This is a genomic window from Streptomyces flavofungini, assembly GCF_041028215.1.
Lineage (GTDB): Bacteria > Actinomycetota > Actinomycetes > Streptomycetales > Streptomycetaceae > Streptomyces > Streptomyces flavofungini_B.
Window position 1 is genome coordinate 1 of sequence record NZ_JASKYR010000252.1, and the last position, 10,819, is coordinate 10,819.

The 10,819-nt window shown below is 72.0% G+C and carries 10 protein-coding genes; 2 read left to right on the plus strand and 8 right to left on the minus strand.

What is annotated here, in order from left to right; translation table 11 throughout:
- Nucleotides 1-14 precede the first annotated feature (14 nt).
- Entirely contained in the window at nt 15-1,253 is a 1,239-nt protein-coding gene (locus AB8Z36_RS18720; RefSeq protein WP_369214479.1) for a styrene monooxygenase/indole monooxygenase family protein, read from the plus strand.
- Here AB8Z36_RS18720 and AB8Z36_RS18725 read toward each other — a convergent pair.
- The 4 genes from AB8Z36_RS18725 to AB8Z36_RS18740 all read right to left on the minus strand — a co-directional run bounded on the left by AB8Z36_RS18725 (nt 1,223) and on the right by AB8Z36_RS18740 (nt 4,683).
- Nucleotides 1,223-2,470 carry a C40 family peptidase gene (locus AB8Z36_RS18725; RefSeq protein ID WP_369214480.1) on the minus strand — a complete coding sequence of 416 codons (1,248 nt, stop codon included), beginning with the start codon at nt 2,468-2,470 and terminating at the stop codon, nt 1,223-1,225. The genes AB8Z36_RS18720 and AB8Z36_RS18725 overlap by 31 nt on opposite strands.
- 162 nt (nt 2,471-2,632) lie before the next feature.
- Nucleotides 2,633-2,917 carry a hypothetical protein gene (locus AB8Z36_RS18730; RefSeq protein ID WP_369214481.1) on the minus strand — a complete coding sequence of 95 codons (285 nt, stop codon included), beginning with the start codon at nt 2,915-2,917 and terminating at the stop codon, nt 2,633-2,635.
- Nucleotides 2,918-2,950: 33 nt separating this feature from the next.
- The gene (locus AB8Z36_RS18735) at nt 2,951-3,676 is read right to left on the minus strand and encodes a TetR/AcrR family transcriptional regulator (RefSeq protein WP_369214482.1); all 726 of its coding nucleotides are present in this window, start codon (nt 3,674-3,676) and stop codon (nt 2,951-2,953) included.
- 68 nt (nt 3,677-3,744) lie between these two features.
- The gene (locus AB8Z36_RS18740; protein ID WP_369214483.1) at nt 3,745-4,683 is read right to left on the minus strand and encodes an AurF N-oxygenase family protein; all 939 of its coding nucleotides are present in this window, start codon (nt 4,681-4,683) and stop codon (nt 3,745-3,747) included.
- A 167-nt stretch (nt 4,684-4,850) separates the two neighbouring features.
- On the opposite strand from AB8Z36_RS18740, the gene AB8Z36_RS18745 reads away from it, so the two are divergent.
- The gene (locus tag AB8Z36_RS18745) at nt 4,851-5,960 is read left to right on the plus strand and encodes a ferritin-like domain-containing protein (RefSeq protein ID WP_369214484.1); all 1,110 of its coding nucleotides are present in this window, start codon (nt 4,851-4,853) and stop codon (nt 5,958-5,960) included.
- 42 nt (nt 5,961-6,002) lie between these two features.
- Here AB8Z36_RS18745 and AB8Z36_RS18750 read toward each other — a convergent pair whose 3' ends face one another.
- From AB8Z36_RS18750 to AB8Z36_RS18765, 4 genes are all read right to left on the minus strand, one after another.
- Entirely contained in the window at nt 6,003-7,481 is a 1,479-nt protein-coding gene (locus AB8Z36_RS18750) for a peptidoglycan D,D-transpeptidase FtsI family protein (RefSeq protein ID WP_369214485.1), read from the minus strand.
- Nucleotides 7,478-8,842, minus strand: a complete 1,365-nt coding sequence (locus tag AB8Z36_RS18755; RefSeq protein ID WP_369214486.1) for an FtsW/RodA/SpoVE family cell cycle protein — start codon at nt 8,840-8,842, stop codon at nt 7,478-7,480. The genes AB8Z36_RS18750 and AB8Z36_RS18755 overlap by 4 nt, the downstream gene beginning before the upstream one ends.
- 75 nt (nt 8,843-8,917) lie before the next feature.
- Nucleotides 8,918-9,271, minus strand: coding sequence for an SH3 domain-containing protein (locus AB8Z36_RS18760; RefSeq protein ID WP_369214487.1), 354 nt, complete (start codon nt 9,269-9,271; stop codon nt 8,918-8,920).
- A 128-nt stretch (nt 9,272-9,399) separates the two neighbouring features.
- Nucleotides 9,400-10,725, minus strand: a complete 1,326-nt coding sequence (locus AB8Z36_RS18765; RefSeq protein WP_369214489.1) for an ATP-binding protein — start codon at nt 10,723-10,725, stop codon at nt 9,400-9,402.
- Nucleotides 10,726-10,819 lie beyond the last annotated feature (94 nt).

The following is a 10,819-nucleotide window of genomic DNA, read 5'->3' on the forward strand; positions in this document are numbered from 1 at the left end:
GGAGTAGTCCCCCCATGCGGAAGATACTTGTCGTAGGAGCCGGTCAGTCCGGGCTCCAGATCGCCCTCGGGCTCCAGGCGCAGGGGTACGAGGTCACCCTGATGTCCAACCGGACGGCGGACGAGATCCGGGCCGGGCGTGTGATGTCCACCCAGTGCATGTTCCACACCGCGCTCCAGCACGAGCGGGACATCCAGGCGAACTTCTGGGAGTCGCAGGCTCCGCGGATCGAGGGCCTCGGCGTCTCGGTCGCGGGACCCGACTCGGCCCGTGTCATCGACTGGGTCGGCAAGCTCGACGGATACGCCCAGTCCGTCGACCAGCGCGTGAAGATGGCGGGCTGGATGGAGACGTTCGCCCAGCGCGGCGGCCAGCTCGTCATACACGGCGCCGCGGTCTCCGACCTCGACTACTTCGCGCGCACCTACGACCTGGTGCTCGTCTCCGCGGGCAAGGGCGAGCTGGTCTCGATGTTCGAGCGCGACGCGTCCCGCTCGCCGTACGCCGAGCCGCAGCGCGCCCTCGCCGTCGCCTATGTGCACGGTCTCGGCCCGCGCCCCGAGCACCCCGAGTTCGACGCGGTGCGCTGCAACCTCGTGCCCGGTGTCGGCGAGCTCTTCGTGATGCCGACCCTCACCCACTCGGGCCGCGCCGACATCCTCTTCTGGGAGGGCGTCCCCGGCGGTCCCCTGGACGTCTTCCAGGGCGTCAAGGACCCCTCGGAGCACCTGGCGCTGACGCTGGAGCTGCTGGAGAAGTTCCTGCCCTGGGAGTACGCGCGGGCCACGAAGGTCGAGCTGACCGACGCGGGCGGCACGCTCGCCGGACGGTACGCGCCGACGGTCCGCAAGCCCGTCGGGCGGCTGCCCGGCGGCGGTCTGGTCCTCGGCGTCGCGGACGTCGTCGTGGCCAACGACCCGATCACGGGCCAGGGCTCGAACTCGGCGTCCAAGTGCGCCGCCTCGTACCTCTCCTCCATCGTGGAGCACGGCGACAGGCCGTTCGACGAGGCGTGGATGCAGTCCGCGTTCGACCGCTACTGGGACACCGCCCAGTGGGTCACCAAGTGGACGAACGCGATGCTGGCGCCGCCGCCGGAGCACGTCCTGAACATTCTCGGCGCGGCGGGTCAGCTCCAGCCGGTCGCGGACCGCTTCGCCAACGGGTTCAACGACCCGTCGGACTTCGAGAACTTCTTCTACGAGCCGGAGAAGGCCGCCGCCTACCTGGACTCCCTGGCGCCCGGCGCCTGAGCGTCGCCGTATCCCAGGTTGCTGCCCGAGAAGGCGCCCTTGGGCAGCTTCGGCGGGCTGTAGCCGCGGATGGCCCGGCCCCCGGGGTCGGGCCGCACCGCGCCGAGCACGGGGTTGGCGGCGATGGGTGAGACCTTGACCCGGGTGCCGGGGCGGGGCGCCTGGACGACCTTGCCGCCGCCCAGGTACATCGCCACGTGGGTGGCCTTCGGGAAGTAGACGACGAGGTCACCGGGGCGCAGCCGGGAGAGCGGAATGTGCCGCAGCCGCTTCCACTGCTCCTGGCTGGTACGGGGGATGTCGCGCCCGGCGCGTTCCCAGGCCCGCGAGGTGAGCCCCGAGCAGTCGAAGGCCCTCGGTCCCTCGGCGCCCCACTTGTAGGGCCGCCCGATCTGCCGCACCGCGAACGTGAGGGCCTTGTGGCCGCGCTTCGAAGGCGCCCGCGTGGCCTTGCCGCCACGGGACGCACCAGACGCACGGGACGCACCGGACGTGCCAGGTGCGGCGGATGTGCCGGACGCGCCGGATGTTCCCGATGCGGCGGGTGCGCCGAGCGCCCCGGTGGCGATGAACCGTTTCTGCTCGGTCTCCGCGCTCGCGTCCTCGGCCTCCCGCAACGACGCGAGCTGCTCCTCGGTCAGCGAGGCGAGCAGCTCCTCGACCTCCTTCAGGCGCCGGTCGACCCTGTCCCGCTGCTGCTTGCGGCGGGCGGTCAGCGCGGCCCGCTCGTCCACGGCCCGCTTCGCGGCGGCGGCCAGCGCGTCGGCCTTCCGCTCGCCGCCCGTCATGCGCCGCACGGTGGCGGCGCGGCCCGCGGCGACCCGGCCGACGACATGGCCCTGGTCGAGGGCGTGCTGCGGGTCGTCGGCGAGGAGCAGCCTGAGGTAGGAGGAGACGTCGGTGCCCGAGGCGCCCTGGTACTGCTGGCGGGCGAGGCGGGCGGCGTCGCCCTTGCTGTCCTTCAGCGACGCCCGCGCCCTCTTGAGCTTCGCGCGCAGATCGGCGGCCTTCGCGCGCTGCTTCTTCAGCTTCTCGGCCGTCGCGTTGTACTTCTCCGACGCCTCCTCCGCCTCGCGGTAGAGCCGCTGAAGATCCGTCAGGAGCTGGCGCACGGACCTATCAGGGGCGGGCGCCGGGAGTGCCTCGGCGGGGGAGGCCGTGAACAGGGAGCCGACCACGGCCCCCGTGCAGACCCAGCGCAGCAGCGTGCCTGACACCTCATCACCTCCGGTGCGCGGGCGGCCCTTCCGCCGCGCACCGCGAGCATGGGACGCACCGGGGCGGCCCGCCTCCGGGCGGTGTCCGGTCGGCGCAATGAGATCACTCGTCCAGTGCGCGACGGCGTGGCGGCTTGCGGTGACCGGCCGGGCGCCCCGGGGTCAGGAGGCCGTCCCCGAGGGCTTGGACCAGGGCCACTTCAGGCGGGACCGGTCGGCGGCGCCCGGGGTGTCGTCGTACTCGTACCGCCAGCGCGCGGTCAGCGAGAGGCGACGGCCGGGCGGTGCGGCCACCCTGCGGTAGACCAGGACGGTCGGCGCGCCGCCCGCGTCGTCGGGGACGGGTACGCGGTACACCTTCGGCGGGTGCCCGGTCGGCCCGAGCAGCACCGGGAGCACCCGGCCGTCCAGGGGGCCGCCCACGAAGGGGGTCTCTTCGCTCTTCACCCCACCAGTGTCACACCACGGGCACCGGGTGCCTCAGAGCAGGTGGGCCGCGTCGGCGACCACGGGGAGCACCCGCCGGGCGAGTCCGCCGACGGGCCCCTGCGGGGTCTCCATGCCGAGCGCCCACCGCACGACCGCGGCGGTCTGCGGGTCGCGCCCCGCGGTCGTGACGAGCACCGCCATGAACTGCTCGACCAGCATGTCCCGCAGCTCGTCCAGCGGCGGCTGCTTCTCCTCGTCGAGCCAGATCAGCGAGGCCGCCTCGACCGCCGTGATCCACATCCGTACGGTCATCCGCAGCGAGGGCCCGGGGTCCGGCACGTCCAGGTGGGCCAGGATGTGCTCGGCGGCGGCCCTGCGGACCCCGTCCACGATGGCGGTGGTCCGTGAGGTCTCCACCACGCTGCCGCCCTGGAGCAGCGCGCTGAACCCGGCGTCGTGCTCATCCACGAAGGCGAGGTACCGGTCGAGCGCCCGGGTCAGCCGCCGGGTGAGCGGGCCCTGCGGCGGCTCGGCGAAGCACTGCTCCAGCTCGTCGGCGGCGGAGCGCAGGGCGGCCTCGTACAACTGCTGCTTGCCGCCGGGGAAGTAGCGGTACACCAGCGGCCGGGAGACCCCGGCCGCCTCCGCGACGTCGTCCAGATTGACCTCCTCGGGCGCGCGGTGCGCGAAGAGGGAGAGCGCGGACTCCAGCAGTTGCCGCCGCCGCGCCTCGACGCTGAGGCGGCGGTACGCGGGGGTGGCTGCGGCGGAGGTCATGCCGTGAAGCGTAACCGCGTACTCGTAGGAAGAGACAGGTGGCGCCGTCCCACCTCCTGGTACCGCTCCTACGCGAGCAGCCCGGAAGACCTCCAGAGGCGCCGCCCGACCCCCCGCATGACTCCTATGTCGTCGAGGAAGTCCGTGAGCCGCTTGGCGCCGGTCTGCATGACCTCCCTGCGGTGCCCGCTGGCCTTCACCTGGGCGACGGCCTCCCGCCGGTCGAGGCCGACGTTCGTGTAGACCTCGGGGTTGACGAAGGCGATGGAGAAGACGCGGGCGGCCTCCCCGGCGCTGAGCCGGGTCAGGTGCCGCTCCCAGCGCGGCGCGGTCACCATCTGCCGCCGCAGTTCCTCGCGGGCGTACCGCACGTGCCGCGCCTCCTCGACCACATGGATGCGGGTCACCCCGCGCACCAGGGTCTGGACCCGCTCGTCGGGGAAGGTCAGCCGCTGCATCCAGTCCAGGATCTCCTCGCCGAGCAGGGTGCAGGCGAAGGAACCCGGCGTCGTGGAGACGGTCTTCAGGACGCGCGCGAGGTTGTGGTTGAGGCGGGTGACGGGGTACGTCGGCGCCCCGCCCTTGTCGATCATGCGCCCGAACATCATCGAGTGCCGGCACTCGTCGGCGATCTCGGTCAGGGCGTAGCGCACGTGCGCGCTGGTCACCGACTTGTCGTAGATGTGCCGGACGAGGAGCTGCATCAGGATGATCTCGAACCAGATGCCCAGCGAGGCGAGCGAGGCGGCCTCGTGCCGGGCGAGGTCGAAGCGCTGCTCCTCGGACATCCGCTTCCACATCGGGGTGCCGTAGAGCGAGACGAGCTCCGGCGGCCAGAACCACTTGCCCTCTTCGAGCGGGGCGTCCCAGTCGAGCTCCCTGTCGGGGTCGAAGGAGTGCTTGGCTGACGACTCCAGGAGCCGGACGGCCACCTGCTCCCGGTCCTTGAGCAGGCCGAGCGCGTCCCGCAGACCCTGGAGCGAATCGTCTTCCGGCACGGTCGTCATGGCTGATACCTGCCTTGTCGTCGAAGGTGGGGCTTCGAGGGTGAGGGTTACCGGCGAGGATGGGGTTACCGGCGGTCACCTCTTATGAGACTGCCTGTCAGCAAGGCCGTCAATCCCTTGCGCACGACTTGTTGACCCTTTGTCCAACGGCGTGTGAGCCTGCCTCCATGTCGACGCATGAGCTCTACACGAAGCCCGTCGGGGAACCCAACTGGCAGATACCAGCGACCGGTTCGGCCCGACTGAGCTGGGAGTACGACGAAGGGCGCGACCGCCTCCTTGCCCTCTACCAGAAGGGCAAGGACAAGCAGTGGGACGGCGCCACGCGCATCGACTGGGACCTGGAGGTCGATCCGCTCGACCCCCTCGGCACCCCCGACGAGTCGATGGCGCTCTACAACACCCCGTACTGGGCGAAGATGACAGACCGGGACAAGGGGGAACTGCGCAAGCACTACACGTCCTGGCAGTTCAGCCAGTTCCTCCACGGTGAGCAGGGCGCGATGGTCTGCGCGGCGCGCATCGTGGAGTCGGTGCCCGACATGGACGCGAAGTTCTACTCCGCGACCCAGACCATGGACGAGGCGCGGCACGCCGAGATCTACGGCCGCTTCCTGCACGAGAAGATGGGGATGCTCTACCCCGTCAACGACAACCTCCAGTCGCTCCTCGGCGACACCCTCCGCGACTCCCGCTGGGACATGCCCTACCTCGGCATGCAGGTCCTGATCGAGGGCCTCGCGCTCGCCGCGTTCGGCATGATCCGCGACACCACGACCAAGCCGCTGCCCAAGCAGATCCTCGCCTATGTGATGCAGGACGAGGCCCGGCACGTCGCCTTCGGGCGGATGGCGCTGCGGGACCACTACAAGCAGCTCACGGACGCGGAACTGCGCGAGCGCGAGGAATTCGTCATCGAGGGCTGCTACCTGATGCGCGACCGGCTGCGCGGGGTCGAGGTCCTGGAGAACTTCGGCATCCCCAGGAAACAGGCCGAGGAGTACAGCGAGCAGTCCGAGTTCCTCGCCCTCTTCCGGCAGCTCCTCTTCAGCCGCATCGTGCCCTGCGTCAAGGACATCGGCCTGTGGGGCAAGCGGCTCCAGCAGGCGTACGTGGACATGGGCGTCTTCGAGATGGGCGACCACAACCTCGACCAGCTCATGCTCCAGGACGAGGAGATCGCCGAGAAGCTGGACGCGGAGCGCTTCGCGGCCGAGGAGCACGCGCGCGTGACGGAGGTGGAGGCCGCGATCGCGGAGGGCGGCGAGAGCCAGTGATGCCGGTGCATCCGGCGCCGCGCGGCGGCGGGGTGCGGCGGGTCAGCCGCGGCCGGCGTCCGCCGCCGACTTCAGGGCCGCCTCCATGACGGCCTTGGCGATCGGGGCCGCGCTGCCGCCGCCGCTGATGTCGCCCCGGTCCGCCGAGGCGTCCTCGATCACGACCGCCACCGCCACCGAGGGCTCGGCGTCGCCCGGTGCCTGCGCCCAGGAGATGAACCAGGCGTAGGGCGTCCCGTTGTTGTCGATGCCGTGCTGGGCGGTGCCGGTCTTGCCGCCGACGGTCACTCCCGGGATGGCGGCGTTCGTGCCCGTGCCCTTCTCGACGACGTCCGTCATCATCTCCCGCAGCCGCATCGCGGTCGCCGGGTGCATCGCCTGGCGCAGGGTCCGCTGCCCCGTGGTCGCGACGGGGTCGCCGTCGTGCGTGGTCGTCTCCTGGACCAGGTGCGGTGCCTTGACGGAGCCGCCGCCCGCGACCGCCGCCGAGACCATCGCCATCTGCAAGGGCGTCGCCCGGGTGTCGTACTGGCCGATGGCCGAGAGCGCGAGCTGCGCCTTGTCCAGGGTGGTGTCGAAGTTGCTCGGCGCCACGGCGGAGGGGACGCGCAGGGTGGCGTCGTTGAAGCCGAAGTTCCGTGCGGTGTGCACCATCGCCTTCAGCCCCGTGTCCACCCCGAGCCGGGCGAAGACCGTGTTGCACGACCACTGGAAGGCGTGCCGCAGCGAGGCGTCGGTGCAGCCGTCCACCTCGTTGGTGAGCTGGGTGCTGGTGCCGGGCAGGGTGTACGGGTTCGGGAACTTGCCCGGGGCGTCCGGATCGGTGACGGTCCCCGAGTCGAGCGCGGCGGCTGCCGTGACCACCTTGAACGTCGAGCCCGGCGGATAGGTCTGGCGGATCGCGCGGTTCAGCATCGGCTTCTCGCGGGCGTGGTTCAGCTCCGCCCAGGACTCCGCCACCGACCCGCTGGTCCCCGAGAGCCGCTCCGGGTCGTACGAAGGGGCGCTGACCAGGGCGAGGATCTTCCCGGTCGCCGGTTCGATGGCCGCGACCGCGCCCCGCCTGCCGCCGAGCCCGGAGTAGGCGGCGCGCTGCACCGCCGCCCTGATGGTGGTCCGCACATGGCCGCCGGGGCTCCGCGCGCGCGTCATGTCGTTCCAGAACGGCAGTGGGGCGAGCATCGCGTCGGTGCCGGAGAGGATGCCGTCCTCGGTGTTCTCCAGGAGTGACGTGCCGTAGACCTGGGAGGCGAAGCCGGTCACGGGCGCGTACAACGGACCGTTCTTGTACGTGCGTTCGTAGCGGAGCAGCTCCCCGGTGTCCTTGGAGCCGGTGATCGGCCGCCCGTCGACGAGGATGTCCCCGCGCGCCTGCGCGAAGCGCACGATGGGCACGCGGCGGTTGGCCGGGTTGGTGTCCAGGGACCCGGCGTCGACGAGCTGGACGCGGGCGGCGTTGACGAGCAGGGCGAGCAGCAGCAGCACGCAGAAGACGGCGGCGTGCCGGATGTACCGGGTCACCGGGCCTCCCTGGCCGCGAGCTGGCCGCGGGCCGAGTCGCTGACCCGGATGAGCAGCGCCACGATGATCCAGTTGGTGACGACCGAGGAACCGCCCTGTGCGAGGAAGGGCATCGCCATGCCGGTGAGCGGGATGAGCCCCATCACGCCGCCCGCGATGACGAAGACCTGGAGCGCGATGATCGAGGCGAGCCCGATCGAGAGGAGCCGCCCGAAGGGGTCGCGCAGGTCGAGCCCCGCGCGGTAGCCGCGCTCGACGAGCAGGGCGTAGAGCACGAAGACCGCGCAGAGCCCCGCGAGGCCCAGCTCCTCGCCCGCCGTGGCCAGGATGAAGTCGGACTTCGCGGCGAAGCCGATGAGGATGGAGTGGCCGAGCCCGAGCCCGGTGCCGAGCATCCCGCCGGCCGCGAACGCGAAGAGGGACTGTGCCAGCTGGTTGGGGCCCTCGCCCGCGTCGATGGAGGCGAAGGGGGCCAGCCAGTCCTGGACGCGGCCGTGCACATGCGGTTCGAGCGAGCCGACGGCGTACGCCCCGAGCGCCGCGAGCAGCAGCCCGACCGCGATCCAGCCGGTCCGGCCGGTGGCGACGTAGAGCAGGGTCACGAAGAGGCCGAAGAAGAGCAGGGAGGTGCCGAGGTCGCGCTCCAGGACGAGGACGCCGACGCTCAGCAGCCAGATCGCGACGATGGGTCCGAGGACGCGCCCGGTGGGCAGCTGGAGGCGCTTGAACCGCCAGATGGTGCGTCCGGCGTAGGCGAGGGCGCTGCGGTTGGCCGCCAGATAGCTGGCGAAGAAGACGGCGAGCAGGACCTTGGCGAACTCGCCCGGCTGGATGGAGAGTCCGCCGAGCCTGATCCAGATGCGGGCGCCGTTCACGGCGGGGAAGAAGATCGGCACGATCATCAGGACCAGCGCGGTGACGACGGAGAGATAGGCGTAGCGCTGGAGCACCCGGTGGTCGCGCAGCAGGAGCACGGCGGCGATGAAGAGCGCGACGCCGACGGTGGACCAGACGAGCTGGGCCGGGGCCGCCTCGTCGTGCGGGGTCTCCAGGTCGAGCCGGTAGATCAGCACCAGGCCGAGCCCGTTGAGCAGGACCGCGATGGGCAGCAGCACCGGATCGGCGTACGGGGCGCGGAGCCGGACGGCGAGGTGCGCGAGGAGCGCGAGCACGCCGAGCCCGGCGCCGTACCCCGCGGCGCCGGGTGGGACCGAGCCGTATCGGGCGAGGCCGACGTCGCAGTAGCCGTACACGCAGAGCAGGACGGCGAGGACGAGCAGGGCGAGTTCGGTGCCGCGGCGGTGGGGGACGCGGACGGCGGGCGCCGTGGGGGGTGCGGAGCCCACGCGTGTTCCGGTCATGCCGGGAACGTAGCAAGCGACAAGCCCTGAAGTCCGTTTATGTCGGCTATGTCGGCCGGGTGCCGGGTGGTGGGGTCAGCACCAGCGCGGTGCCCTGCCGATGTTGGCGATGTAGTTCGCGCTGCCCCAGGCCCAGGTGCCGTCGGTGAGCAGGTACCAGAGGTTGCTGTTGCCCACGCGGCTGCCCCGGGTCTTGCAGTAGATGGTGACCACCTTGCCGTGCGGCACGGTGCGGATGACGCGGCTGCCGCGGTTCGGGGCGCTGCGGAGCAGGAGCCCGGACTTGGCGGTGACGCGGCCCTTGTAGACGGGCGCCTTGCTGTCTGTGGTGCCGTCGAGGGCGGCGGCGGGGCCGGTGACGGTGAGCGCGGTGAGGGCGGCACCGGCGGCGGCTATGCCGAGCCGGGTGGCGGTGGTCCGCAGAGACATGGTTCTCCTCCGAGGGAGCTGTGGGGCGGCCTCCGGCGCATGCGCGTGAGCCGCGGAAGGGGCGGCTTCCAGAAACTGCTCATAAGCCGCAACTCACAGTAAAAGCGCCACAGGGTGTGCGCAAAAGCTCACGCGGAGCCGCCGGACCCGCTCTCCTCGGCCGCCCGCTCGCCGTCGGACTCCGCGTGGTCCCGCTCCTCGTACGGCAGCCGCAGGGTCGCGAGCGCGCCGCCGTCGGCCGCGTTGGCGAAGGTGAGGCGGGCGCCGAGGACCGAGGCCTGGCCGAGCGCGATGGTCAGGCCGAGGCCGTGCCCCTTGGTCGTGCCCTCGGTCCTGAAGCGCTGCGGGCCGTGCTCCACGAGGTAGTCCGGGTAGCCGTCGCCGTGGTCCCGCACGGTGACCACGGGCCCGTCGACCGAGACGAGCACCGGTGGCCGCCCGTGCTTGCGGGCGTTGCCGACGAGATTGCCGAGGACGCGCTCCAGGCGCCGCCGGTCGGTCTCCACGGTCACGTCACGGACGACGACCAGCTCCGTGCCCTCGCCGGAAGCCCGCACCACCCGCTCCGCCAGTGGAGCGAGCCGGTGCGCGTCGAGGTCCACCTGTTCGCTCCGCGCGTCGAGCCGGGAGATCTCCAGGAGGTCCTCGGTCAGGGTGCGCAGCGCCGCCACCCGGTCCCGCACCAGCTCCGTCGGCCGTCCCGGCGGCAGCAGCTCCGCCGCCGCGTGCAGTCCGGTCAGCGGCGTGCGCAGCTCGTGCGCCACGTCCGCGGTGAACCGCTGCTCGCTCAGGAGCTTGCCCTGGAGCGACGATGCCATGGTGTCGAGCGCTCCGGCGACCGCGGCGACCTCGTCCTGGTGCAGCGCCGGTTCCTTGGTGCGCGGGTCGTTGACGCGGGCGTCCAGATCCCCCCTGCTGATCTTCCGCGCGACCTGCGCCGTCAGATGCAGCCGCCGTGTCACCCGGGTCACCGCGAACGCCCCGACCAGCAGCGTCGCGCCGATCGCGAGCACGGAGGAGCCGAGGATCGCCCGGTCGAGCCCGTCGATGGTGCGGGCGCCCTGGGCGTAGTCCACCTGGACGGCGAGCACCCGGCCCCCGTCGGCGGGCCCGGCGGCCCACATCGTCGGCCGTGACTCATGGGCGGCCACCATCGTGCCGCGCTCACCGGCCGCCGCCAGCTCCCGCAGCCCGCCGGGCAGTCCCTCGGGGTCGACGCCCGCGCCGGGCCCGAGCCGGTCGCCCGCCTCGTACCGCTCGGTGACCTCCTTGAGGTGGGAGAGCGCGCGCTCGCGTGCCTGGCCCACGGTCTGGTTGGTCACCGAGACGTGCACGAGCGCGCCGAGCAGCGCCGCGAGCGCGCAGCACATGACGGTGATGAAGACGGCCGCCTTCCAGGTGAGCGTCGCCGTCCAGGCGGGGAGCCGCGGCCCGCGCGGCTGCCGGTGGCTCATCGCCCGCCGCTCGCGGACGGCTGGACGCGGGGGCTCGCGGAGGCGTGCGAGGGGCGGGGCGTGCGCTTCCGGTGCGCGCTCGGGGCCCGTACGA

Excerpts from the sequence above, each read along its gene's own strand:
- AB8Z36_RS18720 (WP_369214479.1), top strand. The coding sequence starts at position 15 with ATGCGGAAGATACTTGTCGTAGGAGCCGGTCAGTCCGGGCTCCAGATC.
- AB8Z36_RS18735 (WP_369214482.1), bottom strand. The coding sequence starts at position 3,676 with ATGACCTCCGCCGCAGCCACCCCCGCGTACCGCCGCCTCAGCGTCGAG.
- AB8Z36_RS18740 (WP_369214483.1), bottom strand. The coding sequence starts at position 4,683 with ATGACGACCGTGCCGGAAGACGATTCGCTCCAGGGTCTGCGGGACGCG.
- AB8Z36_RS18745 (WP_369214484.1), top strand. The coding sequence starts at position 4,851 with ATGTCGACGCATGAGCTCTACACGAAGCCCGTCGGGGAACCCAACTGG.
- AB8Z36_RS18755 (WP_369214486.1), bottom strand. The coding sequence starts at position 8,842 with ATGACCGGAACACGCGTGGGCTCCGCACCCCCCACGGCGCCCGCCGTC.
- AB8Z36_RS18760 (WP_369214487.1), bottom strand. The coding sequence starts at position 9,271 with ATGTCTCTGCGGACCACCGCCACCCGGCTCGGCATAGCCGCCGCCGGT.
- AB8Z36_RS18765 (WP_369214489.1), bottom strand. The coding sequence starts at position 10,725 with ATGAGCCACCGGCAGCCGCGCGGGCCGCGGCTCCCCGCCTGGACGGCG.